The organism is Shinella daejeonensis, assembly GCF_024281235.1.
Taxonomy (GTDB): domain Bacteria; phylum Pseudomonadota; class Alphaproteobacteria; order Rhizobiales; family Rhizobiaceae; genus Shinella; species Shinella daejeonensis.
On sequence record NZ_JAHWXY010000002.1, the window covers coordinates 177,836 to 199,640 of the forward strand.

The 21,805-nt window shown below is 62.4% G+C and carries 16 protein-coding genes; 7 read left to right on the forward strand and 9 right to left on the reverse strand.

Going from position 1 to position 21,805, the window contains the following annotated elements; genetic code table 11:
- Positions 1-5: 5 nt before the first annotated feature.
- Positions 6-407, forward strand: coding sequence for a winged helix-turn-helix domain-containing protein (locus KYK29_RS07465; protein ID WP_254690262.1), 402 nt, complete (start codon positions 6-8; stop codon positions 405-407).
- On the opposite strand, the gene modC is transcribed toward KYK29_RS07465, so the two are convergent.
- From modC to KYK29_RS07485, 4 genes are all read right to left on the reverse strand, one after another.
- Positions 385-1,458, reverse strand: coding sequence for a molybdenum ABC transporter ATP-binding protein (modC, locus tag KYK29_RS07470; protein ID WP_254690263.1), 1,074 nt, complete (start codon positions 1,456-1,458; stop codon positions 385-387). The genes KYK29_RS07465 and modC overlap by 23 nt on opposite strands.
- Positions 1,455-2,156 (reverse strand): molybdate ABC transporter permease subunit, encoded by a 702-nt coding sequence (gene modB, locus KYK29_RS07475; RefSeq protein ID WP_254690264.1) that lies wholly within the window; start codon positions 2,154-2,156, stop codon positions 1,455-1,457. Before modB ends, modC begins: the two co-directional genes overlap by 4 nt.
- A gap of 84 nt (positions 2,157-2,240) precedes the next feature.
- Positions 2,241-3,014, reverse strand: coding sequence for a molybdate ABC transporter substrate-binding protein (gene modA / locus KYK29_RS07480; RefSeq protein WP_254690265.1), 774 nt, complete (start codon positions 3,012-3,014; stop codon positions 2,241-2,243).
- 496 nt (positions 3,015-3,510) lie between these two features.
- Positions 3,511-3,657: a DUF1127 domain-containing protein gene (locus KYK29_RS07485; protein WP_254690266.1), complete on the reverse strand. Its 147-nt coding sequence runs from the start codon at positions 3,655-3,657 to the stop codon at positions 3,511-3,513.
- 268 nt (positions 3,658-3,925) lie between these two features.
- Here KYK29_RS07485 and KYK29_RS07490 point away from each other — a divergent pair, with 268 nt between their 5' ends.
- Positions 3,926-6,487: a GcvT family protein gene (locus tag KYK29_RS07490; protein WP_254690267.1), complete on the forward strand. Its 2,562-nt coding sequence runs from the start codon at positions 3,926-3,928 to the stop codon at positions 6,485-6,487.
- Between the two features lie 147 nt (positions 6,488-6,634).
- On the opposite strand, the gene KYK29_RS07495 is transcribed toward KYK29_RS07490, so the two are convergent.
- The 5 genes from KYK29_RS07495 to KYK29_RS07515 all read right to left on the reverse strand — a co-directional run bounded on the left by KYK29_RS07495 (position 6,635) and on the right by KYK29_RS07515 (position 13,062).
- On the reverse strand, positions 6,635-7,435 hold the full coding sequence (locus KYK29_RS07495) for an inositol monophosphatase family protein (RefSeq protein WP_254690268.1): 801 nt from the start codon (positions 7,433-7,435) through the stop codon (positions 6,635-6,637).
- Positions 7,436-7,565: 130 nt separating this feature from the next.
- Entirely contained in the window at positions 7,566-8,630 is a 1,065-nt protein-coding gene (locus KYK29_RS07500) for an ABC transporter ATP-binding protein (protein ID WP_254690269.1), read from the reverse strand.
- Positions 8,627-10,852, reverse strand: a complete 2,226-nt coding sequence (locus KYK29_RS07505) for an ABC transporter permease (RefSeq protein ID WP_254690270.1) — start codon at positions 10,850-10,852, stop codon at positions 8,627-8,629. The genes KYK29_RS07500 and KYK29_RS07505 overlap by 4 nt, the downstream gene beginning before the upstream one ends.
- A 128-nt stretch (positions 10,853-10,980) precedes the next feature.
- On the reverse strand, positions 10,981-12,006 hold the full coding sequence (locus KYK29_RS07510) for an ABC transporter substrate-binding protein (protein WP_254690271.1): 1,026 nt from the start codon (positions 12,004-12,006) through the stop codon (positions 10,981-10,983).
- A 63-nt stretch (positions 12,007-12,069) separates the two neighbouring features.
- On the reverse strand, positions 12,070-13,062 hold the full coding sequence (locus KYK29_RS07515) for an ABC transporter substrate-binding protein (RefSeq protein ID WP_254690272.1): 993 nt from the start codon (positions 13,060-13,062) through the stop codon (positions 12,070-12,072).
- Between the two features lie 229 nt (positions 13,063-13,291).
- On the opposite strand from KYK29_RS07515, the gene KYK29_RS07520 reads away from it, so the two are divergent.
- From KYK29_RS07520 to KYK29_RS07540, 5 genes are all read left to right on the forward strand, one after another.
- Positions 13,292-14,053, forward strand: coding sequence for a response regulator transcription factor (locus KYK29_RS07520; protein ID WP_302795467.1), 762 nt, complete (start codon positions 13,292-13,294; stop codon positions 14,051-14,053).
- Positions 14,050-16,158, forward strand: a complete 2,109-nt coding sequence (locus KYK29_RS07525; protein ID WP_254690273.1) for an ATP-binding protein — start codon at positions 14,050-14,052, stop codon at positions 16,156-16,158. The genes KYK29_RS07520 and KYK29_RS07525 overlap by 4 nt, the downstream gene beginning before the upstream one ends.
- 254 nt (positions 16,159-16,412) lie before the next feature.
- Entirely contained in the window at positions 16,413-17,252 is an 840-nt protein-coding gene (locus KYK29_RS07530; RefSeq protein WP_254690274.1) for a bifunctional allantoicase/(S)-ureidoglycine aminohydrolase, read from the forward strand.
- Positions 17,253-17,780: 528 nt separating this feature from the next.
- Complete coding sequence (locus KYK29_RS07535) at positions 17,781-19,151, forward strand: DUF6212 domain-containing protein (RefSeq protein ID WP_254690275.1); 1,371 nt, start codon at positions 17,781-17,783, stop codon at positions 19,149-19,151.
- Position 19,152: 1 nt separating this feature from the next.
- A complete protein-coding gene (locus KYK29_RS07540) occupies positions 19,153-21,690 on the forward strand; it encodes a glycosyltransferase (protein ID WP_254690276.1) in 2,538 nt (845 codons plus the stop codon).
- Positions 21,691-21,805: the final 115 nt, after the last annotated feature.

Consider the following 21,805-nt stretch of genomic DNA (forward strand, 5'->3'; position numbering starts at 1 on the left):
TTTTCATGCCCCCATCTTCTTCCGCCAATGCGCCGCACATCATTTTCCGCATCCAGTTCGAATCGGAGGGGCGTATCGGACGGGGGAAAATGCAGCTTCTCGGCCTCATCCGCGAAACCGGTTCGATTTCGGCCGCCGGCAGGGCGATGGACATGTCCTATCGCCGCGCCTGGCTGCTCGTCGACGAGATGAACCGGCTGTTCCGCCTGCCCGTGGTGGAATCGCAGCGTGGCGGCAAGCAGGGCGGAGGCGCCGTCGTAACGGCCTTCGGCGAGACCCTGCTGGCGCGCTATATGGCGATCGAGGAAAGAATGCACGCCGTCTTCGCCGACGATCTCGACTGGATCGCCGCGCAACGCGCGGACGCAGCCGCCGAGGTTCCGCCTACTCCAGCGCCACGGTCTTGACGATGACGTGCAAGGGCAATCCCGGCCGCAGGCCGAGACGCTCGACGGAAAACGCCGTGATGCGGGCGTGAACGAGATCGCCGTGACAGGAGATGCCCACGCTCGCCATCCCCTCCCCGTCCCGCTCCACCTTGTCCACGATACCTTCGATCACGTTGAGGGCGCTGATACCCTCCGGGCGGGTGAGCGCGAGCATGACGTCACGGGCCGGGATGCGCAGGCGCACGCTCTCGCCGACCGACAGGCCGGAGGCCGGGACCAGCAGCAGCGCGCCGCCGGCCAGCCGGACATGCGCAAGCCCGTGCGCTTCCCCCCGCGCCTCGACGCGCCCCGAAAGCACGCTGCCGGCCTCGCGCCGTTCCGCCGCGGAATGCAGCCCTGGTCCGGCCAACACCTGCGACGCCGCTCCGATCGTTTCGACGCGCCCGGCATTCATCAGCACGACACGATCGGCTATCCGCGCCACTTCGGCGACGGAATGGCTGACGTAGAGGATGGGAATGCCGACCTCGTCGCGCAACCGTTCCAGATAGGGCAGGATTTCACCCTTGCGCTCCTCGTCGAGAGCCGCCAGAGGCTCATCCATCAGCAGCAGGCGCGGCGCCGACAGCAAGGCCCGGCCGATGGCCACCCTCTGTTTCTCGCCGCCGGAAAGATTGGCCGGCGCGCGGGCGAGCAAGCCGCCGATGCCGAGCAGATCGATGATGCGTCCGCTCTGTTCCGCCCGCGCTCCCTTCGGCGCGAACCAGCGGCCATAATCCAGGTTCTGCTTCACCGAGAGATGCGGGAAAAGCCGCGCCTCCTGGAACACGTAACCGAACCGGCGGCGATGGGCTGGGACGAAGAGGCCGGCCTTCGTATCGACCAGCCGCTCTCCTTGCAGCCGGACGTGGCCCTCGTCCGGCCGGGCAAGGCCGGCGACGATACGCACGAGCGAGGTCTTGCCGGAACCCGAGCGGCCGAACAGCGCCGTCACGCCGCTCTCCGCCGTAAAGGCGGCGTCAAGCGTGAAGCCGCCAAGCCGCTGTCGCACTTCGACCACGAGACTCATTCGAAATGCACCTTGCGGCCGATCCGTTGCGCGACGATTTCCGAGGCGAGCAACGCGACCATGGAAATGACGATCGCCACCAGCGTCAGCCGCAATGCGCCAAGGTCGCCGCCCGGCACCTGCGTAAACGTGTAGATCGCCGCGGAAAGGGTCTGTGTTTCCCCGGGGATATTGGAAACGAAAGTGATGGTCGCGCCGAATTCGCCCATCGCCTTGGCGAAGGATAGAATCATGCCGGCGATGACGCCCGGCAGGATGAGCGGCAGGGTGACGGTAGCGAACACCCAGAGGGGGCTTGCCCCGAGCGTGCCGGCCGCCTCCTCCAGCTTGCGGTCGACCGCTTCGATGGAAAGGCGGATCGAGCGCACCATCAGCGGAAAGCCCATGACCGCGCAGGCAAGCGCCGCACCGGTCCAGCGAAAAGACAGGACGATACCGAACCAGTCGGCCAGAAACGCGCCGACGGGGCCGCGGCGGCCGAACAGCAGCAACAGGATGAAACCGGTGACGACAGGCGGCAACACCAGCGGCAGGTGGACGACGCCGTTCAGGATCGACTTGCCCCAGAAGCGGCCGCGCGCAAGCGCAAGCGCGACCGCAATACCGGCAGGCAGGCTGGCGATCGTCGCGACGGAAGACACGCGCAGGCTCAGACGGATCGCCGTCCATTCCTCATCGCTCAGGGCAAGCCAGTCCACAGTTCCTCCTGCATGTCGCGCATGCGCCGCCGCCGCTCCCCGCCCCGGACGATCCTATCCGCAGGAAGTGCCGCAAGGCGATCCCTATTTCAGGATGGTGAACCCCTGCTCCGTGAAGAAGGGCGCAGCCTTGTCGGATTTCAGGAAATCGAGATAGGCGTCCGCCGCCGGGCTCTGCGATTCCGTGAGGATCGCGACCGGATAGATGATCGGCGGATGGCTGTCTTCGGGAAAGGCGCCGACAATCGCGACGCCCGGATCGGCGGCGGCATCCGTCTCATAGACGATGCCGTAAGGCGCTTCACCGCGAGAGACCAGCGCCAGCGCTGCTCTTACGCTTTCGGCGCCCGCGACCTTGCCTTCGACGGACGGCCAGACCCCCAGCTTTTCAAGGGCTGCCTTGCCGTATTTGCCCGCCGGCACGGAGTCCACGGCTCCCATCGCAAGCTTGCCGTCACCGACCAGCCCGGCAAGGTCGAAGCCCTCCCGGATGTCCACCGGATCGGCGTTTTCCGCCGGCGCGACGAGGACGATGCGGTTGCCCAGCAGGTTGGAGCGCGTCTCCTCCCGAATCAGCTTCTTTTCGGCGGTATAATCCATCCATGCAAGGTCGGCCGAGATGAAGAGATCCGCGGGCGCACCCGCTTCGATCTGTTTGGCCAGCGCCGAGCTGGCGGCATAGGAGACCGTCGTCTCATTGCCCGTTTCCGTCTGCCAGGCGGTATTTGCGGCATCGAGCGCATTCTTCAGGCTTGCGGCGGCGAAGACGGTGACCTTGTCGGCCGCGGCGGCGGGCAAGGCAAGCGGAGCAGCCATGAGGACGGCGGCGGCAAGTTTCAGAATCAGACGGCGGTTCATTCGTGCTCTCCCGGACAGCGTGATATAGGCCTGAATATATCGAAGAAACGTCGCTGGCCAGCGTTATATTTTCAAAGATACATTGAAGGCGCCAATCCGGCGGAAAGCTGCAATCGTCGGGGAAACAGACGCTGGAAATAGAAAAGCCTGCCGCGGGAGGAGGTGCGGCAGGCTTTCCAAGAGAGCTGAACGGCGATTGGGAGGAGGAGTATCGCCGTTCCCGCAAGCGACCTTTGGGAGGAGGAGTAGGTCACTTGCTGCATCGAAGCTCTGCGGGAGGAGGTGCATCGCTTCGATGGCTATGACTTATACCCGACTCTCGCTCAATTAACAGGCATTATTTTGCAAGGCAGCTATGTGCTATGCGCTTATCGGATAGCTCCTGCATCAAGGCCTCCGTACGGCGGCGGGCGAAAGCCATCGTGTTCGCAGATGCAAAAACGCCCGCCTGGAAGGCGGGCGTCAACTCTTTTCCGCAAGGGCGGAGGTCGTTTCGTCAGAAGCCGACGGCGGCCCGGGCGACGGACCTGATCTGGGAGCGCTGGATGCCGACATCGTCGAGTTCACGAGCGCTCATGCGGCTCAGCTCAGCGACGGTCTGACGGTATTTGCGCCAATTGTTGAAGGAACGTGCCATGTTCATGATGATCCCCTTTCCTGAGGTTATCAGTTCGGCACCGATCCGTGGCGCCGCGTCTTTCGATGACCTTCATATAGGCTTTATGTTGCACTGCATAAAGGCCATTTGCGACAACGCACCCATGCGCCTAGCGCATAGATCGCCACTCCATGCCTGGCGCATCTTCGCTCCGCCGCTGTCGGAACTGGTCACGCGCTAGTCGCAGACAGGCTTCAACCGTCATCCGGCAGGAAATAATATCGGACCACATATTCCATCGGGGTTCCAAGCAATGGCAGAGTTTCCGCAGAAGGCGAAAGTCGTCATCATCGGTCTGGGCGGCATCGTGGGCGCGTCCATCGCCCATCACCTTATCGAGAGGGGATGGGACGACATCGTCGGCATCGACAAGTCGGGTATCCCGACCGACATCGGCTCAACAGCGCATGCCTCGGACTTCTGTTACACGACGAGCCATGACTACCTCTCCGTGTGGACGACGCAGTACTCCATCGATTTCTTCGAGAAGATGGGCCATTACGCCCGTATCGGCGGCCTTGAGGTGGCGCGGACGGGCGACGACGCCTGGATGGAGGAGATCAAGCGCAAGCTGACGTCCGCCAGAGCCTTCGGCACCCGCGCGCGCTCCGTGTCGCCTGCCGAGATCAAGGAACTGTTCCCGCTGATCGAGGAAGATCAGGTGATGGGCGGCCTGTTCGATCCGGACGCCGGTCTCGTCATCCCGCGTTCGCAGACCGTCGCTGGCAAGCTCGTCGACCAGGGCGAGAAGACCGGGAAGCTGCGGGCCTTCGCCAATACGCCGGCGCAATCGCTGATCGTCGAGAACGGCCGCATCAAGGGCGTCGTCACCCATCGCGGGACGATCATGGCCGATCATGTCGTCGTCAGCGCCGGCCTGTGGGGACGCCTGATCGCCGAGATGGTCGGTGAGGATCTGCCGGTGATGCCGGTCGACCATCCGCTGACTTTCTTCGGCCCCTATAATGAATTCGAGGGCACCGGCAAGGAAATCGGCTTTCCGTTGCTGCGCGACCAGGGCAACTCGGCCTATATGCGCGACACCGGCGACCCGAAAAGCACCGAGGGCGGGCAGATCGAATGGGGCTATTACGAGACCGACAATCCGCGTCTCTGCCACCCGCGCGACCTCTTGGAAAAGCATGAAGCCCGCCTTTCGCCCTCGCAGCGCGACCTCGAAATGGACCAGATCCTCGAGCCGCTCGAACGCGCCATGGAACTGACGCCGATCCTCGCCGAGATTGGCTATAACGAAGGCCATTCCTTCAATGGCCTGCTACAGGCCTCCGCCGCCGGCGGTCCCTCCTGCGGCGAGAGCCAGAAGGTGCGCGGGCTGTGGTATTGCGTCGCCATCTGGGTGAAGGACGGCCCCGGCTACGGCAAGCTGATCGCCGACTGGATGACGGACGGCCGCACCCATATCGACCATGCCGCCATCGACTACGCGCGCCTCTATCCGCACCAGCTCACGGAAAGCTATATCAACGGACGTTGCCACGAAGCGGCCCGGAAAATCTATTTCCCGGCGGTCCATCCGCGCGAGCCCTTTGCAAACGGCCGCGACATCCGGCGTTCGCCGTTCTATGAACGCGAAGTGGAACTCGGCGGCCATTTCATGGAGCTGGGCGGCTGGGAACGGGCGCACGGCTATAGCGCCAACGATCACCTCCTGGAAAAATACGGCGACCGGGTGCCGCTGCGCGAGAACGAATGGGACAATCGCCATTTCTGGCGTGTTTCCAACGCCGAGCACCTGGCGATGAGCGACGACTGCGGCATCGTCAATCTCTCGCATTTCCACATGACGGATATCGAAGGTCCCGATCATGTCGCGCTTCTGGAGTGGCTTTGCGCGGCGAAGATCGGCGGCGACGGCAATATCGGCAAGGGCATCTATACCCACTTCCTTGATGACGAAGGCATGGTGCGCGCCGACTTCACGGTCTTCCGCATGGCTGACCGCTGCCGTCTCGTGAACGGCGCCGACGCCGGTCCGCGCGATCTTCATTACATGCGCCGGGTGGCGCAGGATCGCGGCCTCGACGTCACCATCACCGATGTGACGGAAGAATTCACCACCATCGGCGTCTGGGGACCGAATGCACGCGCCACGCTGAAGAAGGTCGTGGCGGATCCGGCCGCCCTCGATCCGGAAAACTTCCCCTTCGCGGCAATCCGCCAGATCGAGATCGCCGGCAAGGCGGTCAGCGCCTTCCGCATTTCCTATGTCGGCGAGCAGGGCTGGGAACTGCATATGAAATACGAGGACGGGCTTGCCGTCTGGGATGCCTTGCGCGCCACCGGCATCATGGCGTTCGGCATCGAGACCTATGCCAACTCACGCCGCATGGAAAAGAGCCTGCGCCTCCAGAATGCGGACCTCTTGACCCAGTACAACCTGATCGAGGCCGATCTCGCCCGACCAAAGGTCAAGGAGGCCGACTTCCGCGGCAAGGCGAAGCATCTGGAATACAAGGCCCGGCCGCACCAGCCGGCCATGCTGTGCACGCTGGTCATGACGGAAAATACCGACAGCAAGGGCGTGAAGCGTTATCCACTCGGCAACCTGCCTGTGATGGACCCCGAAACCCGCGAAGTCCTGGTGGATGAACTCGGCCGCCGCTCCTACACGACCTCCGTCGCCTTCGGCCCGACCATCGGCAAGAACATCGCGCTCGCCTATCTGCCGCATGACTATTGCCAGGAGGGCCGCAAGCTGGAGATCGAATACTTCGGAGAGATCTATCCCGTCGAGGTGACCGGCATCGGCTACAAGCCGCTCTACGACCCGGAAAACCTGAAGCCGAGAACCTAAGCGGCTTACGGAGACCGGTGAAAAGACAAGGGTGCGTCGAAGCCGGCGCACCCTTTCTGTTTCATACGGTTGCGATTTTCACAGGAGTGGTTCTACCGATCCCGTGAAAATCGGAACCGCTCCAGAAAAGACCCGCGAGGTTCTCCTTCACGAAAGGCCCGCGAGGGCCTTGAGATCGGCCGTTGCGCCTGGAGCGGCGGCCAGAACCGGCGCTCCCTTCGTCAGGCTGTCTCCCGCCGTCGGAAAGGCATGATGCCAGCCGCCGGCTTCCTTCACCAGGCAATAGCCCGCCATGCAATCCCAGGCGTGCATATAGGGCTCGTAATAGCCGACGAGGCGGCCCGCCGCGACATAGGCGAGCATCAGTGCGCCCGAGCCGTTGCGGATGAAGTTACCGCCCATATGGAGAAGCCGGTTGACGATATCCGCCACCGTTTCCGGCGTCACATGGCTGTTGGCGCCGATACCGGTCATGGCGTTCTGCACCGTGCGGGACGAATCGAGCCTGAGCGGCCTGTCGTTGAGCGTCGCCCCTCCCCCCGCCGAAGCGGCATAAAGCTCATCGTGGCACGGCGCCTTGATCACCCCCACCACCGGTTCGCCGCCATGAAGCACCGCGATGGAGACGCACCAGTTCGGCATGCCGTTGACGAAGGGTGCGGTCCCGTCGATCGGGTCGACCACCCAGGTATAGCCAGAGGCGCCCGCCTTGTATCCGTCCTCCTCGCCGAGGAAGCCGTCGCCGGGAAAAGCGGCGGCGACGCGCTCCCGAATGCGTTTCTCGACATCGCGGTCGGCGATGGAGACGACGTCCTGCAAGTCCCGCTTGGTCTCGATCACCAGCGCATCCCGCCGGTTGAAATATTCGAGCGCCAGCGCGCCGCCCTCCTCCGCCAGCGATCGGGCAAGGTTGAAGCGGGCCTCGAGTTCGGTCTGTTGCAAAAGCATGTGGAGGATCCTGATCCCGTTTCGTTTGCCTGAAGCATCCCCGGTGAGTGCGGTGTCACCTGCGATGCCCGTTTCCTCGTTTACACGCAATGCCGGGCGCAAAGCCATTCCGTACCCTTGCCGGACGGCTTCAACCGCCGATGATGGCGATCCCGCGATTGCTGAAACCGAGTGTCGCGTCGCTCGCCACCGGCAGTACCCGGTCGACGGCCGCATCCTCGATGAAGAAGGTGCCGACCTCCGTCTCGACCTCATATTCGACGTGATCGCCGAGATAGGCGGAATGGAGCACCTTTCCGGAAAGCCCCTCTCCTTTCCTGCCTTCCGCCAGCAGGATGGAACGCGGGCGGACGGCGAGCCGGGCGGGTCCCGGCCGGGCATCGCCGGCCGGGACCTGATGCTCCAGGCCGCCGACCCGTATCCGGGCGCGCCCGTCTTCGATGGCGATCACTTCACAGGACACGACATTCGCCTCCCCCATGAAGTCGGCGATGAAGGCCGATGCCGGAGCCTCGTAGAGTTCCCGCGGCGCACCCGACTGGGCGACCTCGCCCTCCTTCATGATGATGATACGGTCGGACACCGCCAGCGCTTCGTCCTGATCGTGCGTGACATAGACGGCGGTAAAACCGAGCTTCTGCTGCAAATCGCGAATATCGGTCCGCACCTTGCGCCGCAGCCGCGCATCGAGATTGGAAAGCGGCTCGTCCAGCAGCAGAACCTGCGGTTCGAGCGCCAGCGCGCGGGCGACGGCGACCCGCTGCTGCTGGCCGCCGGAAAGCTCGGCCGGCAAGCGCTGCCCCATGCCGGCAAGGCCGACGAGGGCAAGCCCTTCTTCCGCCTTCTCGCGAGCTTCGCGGCGGGAAAACCCGCTGGATTCAAGCCCGTAGGCGACATTCTCGACGGCACTCATATGGGGAAAGAGCGCGTAGGACTGGAAGACCATCGAGACATCGCGCTCATTGGCCGGCAGCATGGTGACATCCTTCCCCCCGATCAGGATCTGGCCGTTGGTCGGATGTTCGAGGCCGGCCAACATGCGCAGCGTCGTGGTCTTGCCGCAACCGGAGGGACCGAGAAGCGTAACCAGCGTGCCGGGCTCGATGGTGAGCGAAAGGTCGGAAATCGCCGTGAAGGAGCCGAACATCTTGCGAATATTGCGGAATTCGACGGAGCCGGCTTTAGGGCTGATCATGCGGATTTCTCCTGGCCAAGAGGAACGGAGGGAGTGTCGACGCCGGCGATGCGGTTTTCGCGCCGCAGCCGGCGTTCACCCACGGCGAGCTGGAAGCCGGCGATGATCACGAGCATCACCACGATCAGCATGGACGAATAGGCGATGGCGACGCCATATTCGCCGTTCTCGACGAGACCGACGATATAGGCGGTGGCCATGTTGTATTCGGCGCTCACGAGGAAGATGACGGCGCTGATCGAGGTGATCGCCCGCACGAAGGAATAGACCAGCGCCGCGGTGATCGCCGGCCGGAGCAGGGGCAGGATGACCTTGCGGATCGTCCGCGCGCTGCTGGCGCGCAGCGTCAGCGACGCCTCGTCGAGGCTCTTGTCGAGCTGGCTCATCGCCGCGATGCCGCCCCGCACGCCCACCGGCATGTTGCGGAACACGAAGCACAGCACGAGGATGAGCGCCGACCCGGTCATTTCCAGCGGCGGCAGGTTGAAGGCCATGATGTAGCTGACACCGATGACCGTCCCCGGAATGGCGAAGCTCATCAGCAGTGCGAATTCGAAGAGATTCTTGCCGGCGAACTTCTGGCGCACGATGAGATAGGCGGTCAGCAGGCCGACCAGAGCGGTCAGCGGCGCCGAAATCAGCGCGATTTCCATCGTCGTCCAGAAGGAGTTCCAGGCGACTCCCGTCCAGGCGATGCCGCCGTCGTAGCTGACGGAGAAGGCGCGGGCGTAATGATCGAGCGTCAGCGAATTGTCGAGACCCCAGGTCTTCACGAAACCGCCGACGATGATCATCCCGTAAATCGCCATCGTGAACAGGATCCAGGGAATGACCACGGCATGAACGGCGATGGAAAGCCCTTTCGGCAGGGCGATATGGGCGCCGCTGTCGCCCTTTCCGGTAACGGTGGCGAAATTCTTGCCGGACAGCCAGAGACGCTGGGCGAAGAAGGCGGAAAGCGTGAAGGCCAGAAGCACGATCGCAAGCACCGCCGCGCGGGAGGGATCATTCTGCGAACCGACGACGGCGAAGAATATCTCGGTGGAAAGCACGCCATGGCTGCCGCCGAGCACCAGCGGATTGCCGAAATCGGCCATGCTTTCGATGAAGCCGATCAGGAAGGCGTTGGCAAGTCCCGGCTTCATCAGCGGCAGCGAGACGCGCCGGAAGGTGCGCCAGCGATCGGCACGCAGCGTCTGCGACGCCTCTTCCATCGAGGGGCTCACACCCTCGACCACCCCGATCAACACCAGGAATGTGATGGGCGTAAAGGACAGGACCTGTGCGATCCAGATGCCGGTCAGGCCGTAGAGCCACCGGCCCGGTTCGATATTCAGGAGATCCGCGACGAACTCCGTGACGATCCCGGCGCGCCCGAACAGCAGCGTCAGCGCAAGGCCGATGACGAAAGGCGGCGTGATGATCGGCAGGATCGTCAGCAGGCGCAGGCCCTTCTTGTAGGGAAAGCGCGTGCGGGTGGCGACCAGTGCAAAGGCGAGGCCGAGCAGCGTCGAGGCAAGCCCGCTCATGATGGCAAGCCAGAGCGTGCGCCAGGCGACGCCGCAGCGCGCTCCGCCGATGACGCAACTGAGGCTCCAGATACCTGGGTCTTGCATGTTGCGGATGAAACCGTCCGGCTTGAAGGACCCGTCGTAGTCCTGCACCGCGCCGATAAACATGCTGACGATCGGGTAGAGGACAAAGACGGTAACGAGAAAGGCAAGCAGGGAAATGGCGCTGACGATGAAGGCGTCCCCCTTCATCACCCCGCGCTCGGCCAGGCCGAAGGAAAAGACCAGCACGAAGACGAGCGTCGAAAGCACCGCGCCCGCGCCCATCGAGGGCTGGCCGTCCGCCAGGGGGCCGAACAGCGTTTCGCTGACCGTCCAGTTCCAGCCCGTAAAACCGATCGCCAGCCCCTGAAGGGAAAGATAGAGGACGCCCGCCGCGCCGACGGCCGCCAGCAGCATGCCGCGCCGCATCGGGTCGCGGACCGGGCGGATGCCCGCCGTCAGAACGAGCAGGATCGGCACGACGATCAGCCAGACACGCTCGTAGGAAACGATTTGCAGCAGGCCCGGAGCAGCTTCCGCCGTCGAAAACAGGCCGGAAAGCCAGCGGAACGCGTAAAAGCCGCTTTCGACCCTGTACCAGGGCAGAAGCGTCAGGGCCGCAAGGCCGGTCAGGAGAACGACGTCGAGCCGGCGATTGCCACGGGTCATGCCAACCTCGCTGTTTGCATTGACGGAAGAGGATCGGCCGGCGGTTCTCAACCAGCACCGGCCGGCCCGAACCGGCGGACGGTCACGACGGCGAGGCGCGACCGCGCCCCGCCGGAGCAGTCCATTCCTCAGTTGGCGGCGGAACCGACCTCGCGGTCCCAGCGCTCCAGCAGTTCACGCCGGCGGTCGGGATCGCCATAGGCGACGAAGTCGTAGTCGATCAGCTTGATGTCCTCGAACTTCAACGCTTCCTTCGGCACTTCCGCATTCTTGTTGGAAGGAAGCTGGAAGGACTTTGCGTCCTTCATGCGCGACTGGACTTCAGGCGTCAGCGCCCAGTCATACCAGATCTTGGCGTTCTCCAGGTTACGTGCGCCCTTGACGATCGACATGGAGCCGATCTCATAGCCCGTGCCTTCACAGGGCGCGATGGACTTCACGGGGAACCCCTCGACGATCTGCGTGACGGCGTCATGCAGGAAGACGATGCCGACCCCCGTCTCGCCGCGCGCCGCCGCCTTGACCGGAGCGGAGCCGGATTTCGTATATTGCGAGATATTGGCATTGAGCTTCGTCAGATACTCGAAGGCCGGCTCCTCGCCCATGATCTGCACCAGCGAAGCAAGCGCCGTATAGGCGGTGCCCGAGGAATTCGGGTTGGCGATCTGGATCTCTCCCTTCAGTTCCGGGGCGAGCAGGTCGGCCCAGCAGACCGGCTCCTTGTAGCCCTTCGACGTGAAGATATCCGTATTGATACCCCAGCCGAGCGCGCCGGCATAAACACCGACCGTCTTGTATCCCGCGCTTTCCGCCTGTTTCTGCGCCCATTCCTGCAAATCACCGAGCATCGGCGACTTGTATTCGGCTGTCAGGTTTTCGGAAGCCGCCTGAAGATGGGGGTCGCCGGTGCCGGCCCACCAGAGATCGGTCTTCGGATTGCGCGATTCCGCGCGGATCTTGGCGTAGGTCTCGCCGGACGACAGACGGACCATATTGACCTTGATGTCGTGCGACTTCTCGAAATCGCCCTTCATCTGCTCGCAGATCACCACGTCGGCCGAGCAGATGAGGTTCAGTTCGCCCGCAGCGCTTGCGGGAAGGGCGGCAAATGCCGTGCCGGCGAAAAGCAATACGGAAAAGGCGTTCAGTCTCATGGCTATCCTCCTGTTGCCTGATACCTTGAATGTTTTCAGAATGATGGCTGCGTCCGGTCCTCGTCAGTTCAAGATGCGGATCTCCGCGTCGAAACGATCCAGCAACCGCTGCCGCTCTTCCGGCAAGCCGAAGGTGGCGAAATCATAATCGACCATGCGGATCATCGAGATATCGGGCGCGCCGTCCGGCAGCGACGCCAGCGCATTGGCCGGCACGTGATTCTGCCCGGCCGCAGCCCCCGTCGCCTGCCCCTCCGCGCTCAGCGCGAAATCGACAAAGCGTCGGGCATTATCCAGATTGCGTGCGCCCTTGACGATGCTGACGGCCCCGATCTCGTAGCCGGTCCCCTCGCAGGGCGCGACGATGACGAGCGGAGCGCCCGCCTGCTTGAGCGTCACCGCGTCGTGCATGAAGGAGATACCGATCAGCGCTTCACCACGCGCCGCCGCCTTCGCGGGTGCCGATCCGGCCTGGGTGTAACTGGATATGTTGCGGTCCAGCGCCGACCAGAATCGGAAGGCCTCGTCCTCCCCGAACAATTGCACAAGCGTCGCAAGCGCGGTGAAGGCGGTCCCCGACGAGCGCGGATCGCCGATCTGAATGCGTCCGCGATAGGCCGTATCGGTCAGGTCCTTCCAGCAGGTGGGCGCCGGAAGCTTCAGATCGCGCAGCACGTCGGCATTATAGGCGAAGCCGAGTGCGCCGGCGTAAATACCGGCCGAACGCCCCCCGGACATGGCGAAGAAGTTCTGCGCCCAGGGCAGCATCTCCCGCTCATGGGCCGGCTGATAGGGCTGGAGCAGGTTTTCCGAGCCGGCCTGAAGATGCGTGTCGCCGGTTCCACCCCACCAGACATCCACGGCGGACGCATCCTTCCCGGCCCGCAGGCGGTCGAGGGTTTCCCCAGTGCTGAAGCGCGGCATGGAGATCTGGAGGCCGGAGGTCTTTTCAAAGGCGGCCTTCATGACGGCGCACCAGGCCTCATCGACGTTGCAAAGCACGTTGAGGGCGGGGGCCGCCATGCCCGCCGCGGCGGTGCACAGCCAAAAAACCATGCCCGCGCCGATTCCGATCGCGCTCCTCACGTCCATCCTCCCTGCGAAGCTTCCCGGGCCTCGATCTTTCGACCGCAAGGATTGCAACATCCTCTTCCCGCGGCAATACCGGAATGGTTACCGTTCTTTCAAATCGGGCGGCCGCACCCGCAAAAGAAGTGACAAAGATTACAAATATGACAGCCGGCATAACCAGCGACGCTTTGAACATTGCGAGCACCCGCCTATGATGACCGGGGAGGATCACGACGTGCTGGCCGAGCAAATCCGAATTCTGATCGTCGAGGACGATCCCGACATGGCCGATCTACTGGCCGACCTGGTGGAGGCGGAAGGCTGGACTCCGCTCGTGGCGTCCTCCGCCGAGGCGGCCATGGCGCTGATCGACGGAGGATCGGCGCATCTCGCCCTCGTCGATCATAATCTGCCCGGCATCTCCGGCCGTGTCTTCGCGCAACGCCTGCGGGCTCGCACGGACATGGGCATCGTGATGGTGACGGCGGCCGGCAGTGCCGCCGAGCGGGTTCTCGGGCTGGAGACGGCGGCCGACGACTATGTCGTCAAGCCTTTCGAACCGATCGAGCTTGTTGCCCGTGTCAAGGCGGTGCTGCGGCGCGCCGTGCCGGCGATGCGCCATGAAAAGGAAAGCGAACGGGAAGCCGGCAAGGCGGCACTTCGGCTCGGCGACTGGTCGGTGGACCTCGACGGCCGGCGGGCGGTCTGCCATGCGGATCCCGCCCGCGCTCTCACGGGCGCAGAATTCGCGCTCCTGGAGATTCTCGCGGAAACACCGAATGTACCGGTCAGCCGCGCGCAGATTCTCGATCGCCTCGGCGCCGAAAGCGACCGCTACATCGACCGCAACGTCGACGTGCTGGTGCTGCGGCTACGCCGCAAGATCGAGCGGAATCCCGATCTGCCGCGCCACATCAAAACACGGCGCGGCAAGGGATATGTCCTGCATACGGACGAGGCCGCATCCGCGTCGTGATCAATCGCCCCTTCCTGTCCTCCATCGCTTTCCGGCTGCCTTTCGCCATCGGCTTTATCTGCTTTCTCGTCTTCTGCCTGTCGGTGGTCGCCATCTACAGCCTGCAACGGGCGCGCGATGAAATGGCGGCCTACGGATTGCAGGCCTTTTCCAGCCTTGCGCGAACCGCGCTGGTCTCCCGTCAGGTGTCGGACCTCGTTTCGAGCGCACCGTTTCTGATGAATGCGATCTCGCCTTACCGGGTGTCGAGCGAAAGCCGCGCGGTCATCACCCAGGTCGACACCTTGCTGCGGGCGATGGAGCCGGGCACGGGCGGTCACTTCACCCGCAGCTTCACCGGCGAGCGGATCGCCGAACTTCTTGCCACCATCCGCACCCAGACGCTGACGCTTGTCGGCGACGCCGACGCCGCCCAGCAACACAAGGCCGAAGCCGCGGCCGCGCTTGGAGAGATCGCCACCGGACGCGGCATCGCCGATCAGGACCTGCGGCAACGGCTGAACGCCATCGCACAATCCGCATCCACCTCCGACAGCCTGTTCCAGCTCGGTGAATTGCGCCGGCGCTATATGGCGGAAACAACGCTGCGCACCGGTTCCCCCATCGCGGCGCTGGAACTTGCCCCTTACGAGCGGCTCTTCGAGGCGCAGACCCTCTATCTCCTCGAAATGTTTTCGATCCGCTCCGCGGTCGCCCGCCTTCATTCCGTCTCGCGCGATCTCTCGCACGCGACCGAAGCGCAGAGCGACGCGGTGACGCGCGGCCTCAACGAGGATCTGATGTCGGCGTCCAATGCCCTGAACCGGCTGCTGCTGCTGGTCGCTTTCGCTGCACTCCTCGTCCTCGTGATGGGGGTCCTGGCCATCCGCTCCGTTATGCGGATATCGCGCGGGATCGTCACCCTGTCGGACGGCATGAACGCCCTCGCCGAAGGCCGCAAGAATGTCGCCACGCCGACCTATCCGGGCACGGAGACCGAATTTGTACGGCTGCTTGAAGCCTTCGGGGCCTTTCGCGAAAGCGTCGATCGCGTCTCGCGCCTGCGGCGTACTGCAGAAGCGGCGGCGCAAACCATCCGTTCGACCTTCCGGAACATGAACGAGGGCATCGCCCTGTTCGACGCGACCGGACGGCCGATTTCCATGAACCGGCGCGTGATCGAGCTTGTCGGCGGTCGCGGGGCCGCGCGCAAGCAGCCATTGCGCGACTTCATTCGCACCATTCCGGAAATCGACCCTGCCCTGCTGCCCGATGATGCCAGTCGCGGCAGCCTCGGCGAACGTTCCGTCGTCCGCCACCGTCGTACGGATGCGCAAGTTCTGGAGATTTCACTTTCGCGACAGCCGGATGGAGGCATCGTGCTGCTCGCGCGCGATGTCACCGAAATCGACCGGCGTGACGCCGAGGCCGCCAAGGCGCAACGCCTCGACGGCATCATGCGCATGACGCATCAGGTGAGCCATGAGGTGGGGAACATGATCGGTGTCATCACCGGCAGTCTGGGCCTGCTGGAACGGGATGCGGCATTCAACGAGCGGCAGCGACGCCATATCGCCCGCATCCGCAAGGCGGCAGACCGGGGCCGGTCGCTTGCAAGCAGCATGCTGTCGATCGGCAGCATGCAACAGATCTATCCGGATTACGTCGATATCGGCGCGCTGTTGCGCGGCATGTCCGATATTCTCGAAATCGCCGTCGGAGAAAAATGCGGCCTAGTCTTCAACATCGCCGACGATACGCCACACGTCCTGCTCGATGCCGCGCTGTTCGAACAGTCCGTCCTCAATCTCTGCCTCAATGCGGCGACGGCCATGCCGGACGGCGGCACGATCCGCCTCGATTGCGCGCAACACGGGGACCGCATTCTGGTCTCGGTTACGGATGCCGGAACCGGCATGGCTCCCGACGCCGTGGACAAGGCCTTCGAGCCCTATTTCACCACCCGCAAGGATGACGGCGGCGCCGGCCTCGGGCTTGCCGTCGTCTACGGTTTCGTGCGCCAGAGCGGCGGCGATGCCCGGATCATCTCCTCCCCCGGCAAAGGTGCGACGGTGGAGCTTTCCTTTCCCCTGGCGTCACGACCGGACCGGATCGCCGATACCTGAGATGCAAGGTTGCCGCACCGCTTTACGGGCGAGGTTGCGCGGTGCTAGGTGTCGGTGCGGGTTCCTGACGTTTTCCTGGAAGTCCCGGGATGACCGCTTCGAATGAAGGCTCAGACCGGACCCCGGGAAGCATCGTTGCAAAACGGGCCGCGAACCATTCCGGCACACCGCTTCCGCGGCTCCCCTGGCCGGGCAGTCATCGGGTATCTCCGCAAGCCGCAGGGCTGCGGGATCAAATCTGTCAAAGGCGAACTATGTCGAAACATAGCTATTATTCCATTCCCGGCGGCCATCCTCCGCAGACGGATCTCCTGACCGGACGGGCCGTCTTCACCGAGGCCTATGCGGTCATTCCGAGGGGCGTCATGCAGGACATCGTCGCAGGCCCGCTGCCCTTCTGGACGGAAACCCGCGCCTGGGTGATCGCCCGGCCGCTTTCGGGATTTGCCGAGACCTTCTCGCAATATGTGATGGAGGTCGGGCCTGGCGGCGGCAGCGACAGGCCGGAGGCGGATGCCGAAGCCGAAGGCGTTCTGTTCGTCGTGGACGGGGAAATCGAACTTACCCTGCCGACAGGCAAGCATACGCTCGCCCCGGGCGGCTATGCCTTCATTCCGCCGGCCACCGACTGGAAGCTGCATAACGTTTCCGGGGCGCACGCACGTTTCCACTGGATCCGCAAAGCCTATCAGCGTGTCGAGGGGCTCGATGTGCCGGAGCCGCTTGTTCTCAACGAACGGGATATCGAGCCGAGCGCCATGCCCGGCACCAATGGTGGCTGGGCGACCACCCGCTTCGTCGATCCGGCAGACCTTCGCCACGATATGCATGTGACGATCGTCACGCTCCAGCCGGGCGCCGTCATTCCTTTCGCAGAAACCCACGTCATGGAGCACGGGCTCTATGTCTTGCAGGGCAAGGCAGTCTACCGGCTCAACCAGGACTGGGTGGAAGTGGAGGCAGGCGACTTCATGTGGCTTCGCGCCTTCTGCCCGCAGGCCTGCTACGCGGGCGGACCGGGCCCCTTTCGCTACCTGCTCTATAAGGACGTCAACCGCCACATGCCGCTACGGCCCTATGGCGGCGGCCGGTAGTCACAAGCGGGCGTTCCGGGGAATCCTCATTCCACCGGAGCGCCCTCCGGCGGCCACAGCGGTAGAGCCGCTATCGCTCATATCATGATCGCACGTCAGTACGCGGAAAGGGACAACAGCCGTTGAACGGCGCTGTTGACAACCGAAAATTGCCTCTCCCTTCCCCGGCACAACACAAGGGTGACTATATCCAAGGTGTTTGAGGCCCCCGGAATTTTCTGCATCCGGTACAAATGGCTCATCCGAAATACCGCAGCAGGGCTGCCTGCAGAATACACCATATACGTGAAAAATATTGTCATAAATCATGTTGCGGTAGACAGGCTTGACGACATGTGGTTGAAAGCCTTCACACCGCCACGAAGATGACACTAATTCATGAGAGCGGAATGGTATAGTAATGAAGTCTCCCCAACCTCGAGGAGCTATATTCTCCAGCGCTTGCAACACCCAACCCCTACTCGCTGCCCTCCTCTTGCTCCCCTGATGAACATTCGGCCTAATCCTCTTTCCGGAAGATAACTCGACATGCCGCTTATTCTACTTTCCGCGTCGAGCGGACAAGCATACCAACTGGTTTCAGACGATGACCTGCTGGGTCACATGAAAGAAAATGGTGCGCTTCCACAGGGCGTCGCCGCCGGACTTGTGATCGAAGCTGTTTCGAGAATGGCGCCGGAACTGCGCGAGATCGCCCAGAAGTTCCATCTTCCCGTTACAGAACAAACCCCTGAAAAGTCGACCGAACAATGCATTTGCACCGTATTGGCCGACTATGCGGCAGCATCGGCGAAATCGGCGACGCGCGTACAATCGAGCCTGGCCGCCCTGCGGACGGATTATGACCGAATGCAAAGAAACTTCCGGGAGTTCGAAGAATTCATTTCATCGAACGGATTGGGCAGCACGACGGTCGACTATACCAATCCGCCCGGCGCCTCCACCTATGAGTTGCGGGCCGGCCCGGACATGGCGCTTTACTGGCCGATGCCGACCAACGCACGCGGAATCAGTGAAATCCAGCTTCATGTCGCAGGCGCTCGAGCCATTTCAGATGGAGTAACGGCGTCGGTCTCGATAATCTCGCATTCGGGCGTGGTTCTGGCGGAATCGACACAAACTTTTTCCGGCATTTCGAACAGATGGATATCCTTTCCCTTCGAGCGGGCCATCGGGCTGCCCGAATGCGATGCCGTCCTGCAAATTTCATTGAGCGGCAACAAGCGGGCAAGTCTGCTGCTCAGCCGCGGCGCAAAGACCAATTCCATCCGTTACGCCGTCCGGCGCGGACAATTCACCGGCAGCACGTTCGTGGCCGGCATCGCATCCAGGAAGTCTACCTCGGGTGACGATCCGCTCGATGGAGGCATGCTTGCCGTCAAGGTCCTGCGGGGACCCGCCGGCGTCCGCAACAATCTTGGCCAGGAAGCGTCAGGCGGCGGAGAAATCCGGATTCTTCATGGCTCCGATTTGCCTTCACCGCTGGAAATCGTCCTTGGCGACGCGGATAAATACGCCGGCGTCCAATATTGGGACAGAGAAAACGGCTATATGGTGCACCCACCCGGACTGGGTTACACGAGAGCCGTATTTGAAGGCATCCCGGTCAAAAACCTCCACTCGGCCGTCGCGCTCATTCATTCTCAAAATCCCGAATCTCCGCCGATGGATGTTCGGTTCGATATTCTGATCTCGGGTGATGAAGACCGTGAAGAACGGCTTCTAGCGACGGATCAACGGACAATTCACGCAACGGAATGGATCGAGTTGGTCTGCATGCCCGTCATGAACGAATTCCAGCAGGTCGACATCGAAATCACCGCAAAGCTTCGGGATTCCAGCGTCATTGAGAAAGCCTGGTGCGTATTGCGACGGATTTCACTGGCCGAGGGACGCTGACATGTCGCGGAAGACCTGGCTTGCTATCGTCATTCCCGTCCACCGACATTCACAATTCGTCAACGAAGCGATCGTCTCCGTCCTCGGCAGTTCCACGTCCGAGGGTTACCGCATTATCGTCGTCAACGACGGTTGCCCGCATCTGGAAACCAAGCGCTCGCTCGACAATTGGCAATTGGCGCATGGAGACCGTATCTCGGTCGTCCATCGGCTGAACGGCGGCCTCAGCGCCGCCCGCAACACCGGCATCCGCCACGCTCTGGAAACGCTCCCGGATCTGGAGGCGATTTTCCTGCTCGATTCCGACAATATGATCGACCGGGACGCCATTTCCGTTTTCCGGCAATATCTTGACGCACATCCGGAGGCGGGGTGGTTCTATCCGAAGTTCGATATGTTCGGCATTCATCACTTCGGCTCAGCAGGCGGCCCCTATAGCATCCTGCGTCATACCGCCCAGAATATCTGCGAGGCCGGCAGCCTCGTCCGCGTCGAGCTCTTTCGCCAGGGAAGGATGTTCGACGAAACGTTCAAGCACGGCTTCGAAGACTGGGAATTCTGGGTCGGCTGTGCAGCCGCCGGATTCCGGGGCCTGCCTTTCGAACATCCGACACTCCACTACCGCAAGCGCCCGCAGAGCATGCTGGCCGACTCGGAAAAAATGCGGCATACCCTTCACGAAAGAATCCGCCAAAATCACCGGGAATTGTTCAGTTACCCGTCACTGATCGCTCTCGAACATGAAGAATGCCCGCGCTTTGCGATGAAACTCATCGATGTCGATGACGACAGCGACGAGGAATGGCTTTTGTTCACCGACCCGGAGGAGCCGGCAGCAATATCTGAAAGCGAACTTGTCGATCGCTTCTTCGAGCACGCCGTCGACGACAGGAAGATCCATTTTCCGAACCACGTGGTTTTCGCGACCCGGACATTCATGAAAGCCCTCGGGGATGTTGGATTAACCCGCCAGTTCTTCTTCGAGATGCAGCGCCATCTTGCAAGCAGTGGCGGACTGAAGATTAGTGCAACCGCCGACGGGGGCGAACTCGTGTCCCCCATGAAATGGCTGCCACTGGATGCCACTCCACCGAATACCGTCGCTTACGGCCTGACCCTGCGGGAACTGAAGAACAGGGCCAAGTACAATGTTCCCAAAGGGGAGGGAATCCATTTCGCACATTACGATCTGCCATCGTTCTCTGCCGGTGCCGGGGGCACAGGGTTGTCAGGCGACAAGCCAGTCGTCTCGTTTATCGGCAAGTTGATCAAGGATCCGCGATGCAGCAGCATCGATGAACGAATTGACTGGCGCGAGGATTGGCTTTCCTCCTATGCGCGGTCGACAGCGCTCATCGAGGAACGCTTTTCCTGCGGGCCAACATGGCCGGCGCTACAACGGCAGAAGAGGCGGATCTGCTTTATCTTGACGATTTGCAGTTTTGGCGGCGTCGAGAAAGTTACGCACAACGTAGCCCGCGCCTTAAGGCGGGCCGGATATGAAACGACATTGCTTGTCGCCCTGCCACACCCATTTCCGGTGACAGAACAGGTCCTCGCAAGTTACGATGAGATATCCATCGTGCCGGTAGATGGAGCATTATCCTGGCAAGCAACCGACTATGGCGGCACATATCTGCTCGCGCCGACCCCAACAAAGCACGATGTCTACGGTCAACTCCTGTCGTATGACGTGGTGATCGGCTGCCACAGGTCCGGCCTGGATCATTACATGGCCGATCTGCGGCGCGACGGGGTGGTGACGCTTGCTTATGAACACCTCGTCGACACCAACGCCTTCGGACGATCCCTTGGATCGCCGATGGTGGCATTGAGCTTCGAGGCGGCGTTCGATCTGATCCTGACATGTTCGCGTGGCCTGAGCGATTGGCTGCACGGCGCGGGTGTTCCGGAAGAAAAACTGCTGGCGCTGCCCAATTCGCATGGCTTCCACAATTTCAACGGCTCGGACCGGGTGATCGACGTCGATCGAACACAGAGGCCGTTGTCGATCCTCTTCTTCGGACGCATGGATCTCCAGAAAGGATTGAGCATTTTGCAGGAGGTCGTGGAACAGACCCTGCGGCAGAATCTCGATGTCGAATGGACCATCGTCGGCTCGTCCGTTATCGGCGACCAGACAGAGGAGATACAGTTTCCGAAGGCCGTGAAGCGACTTTCGGCCCTTCGGGACAGTGCGAAGATCCAGGCACTTTATGAGCAATCCGACCTGATCGTCATGCCATCGCGGTTCGAGGGGTTGCCGCTGACCATTTCGGAAGCGCAACTGTGCGGCTGCGTGCCTGTCGCGACCAATGTCGGCCAGGTGTCCGAACGTATCGACCATGGCGAGAACGGTTTTCTCGTCGAACTCGAAACGGCGGCGGCCGAGATGGTCGAGATCATCCGCCAATTGTCCAATGACCGCGAGCGGCTGGCCCGGATGCAACGCAATTGCATGCGCGAGGAACTCAGCTGGGAAACGGTAACGGCGCCGCTCATGGATTGGCTGGATATCAAGCTCGGATCCAAAGCATAGGATAACAGTCTGCCGAGACGCCAAAGCATCCTATGAAGGCGAGGCACGCAAGCCGGGAACCCCAAATGGGAAACGGGTTGCCCGCAACCGGATCATGTCGATATCACATATATCC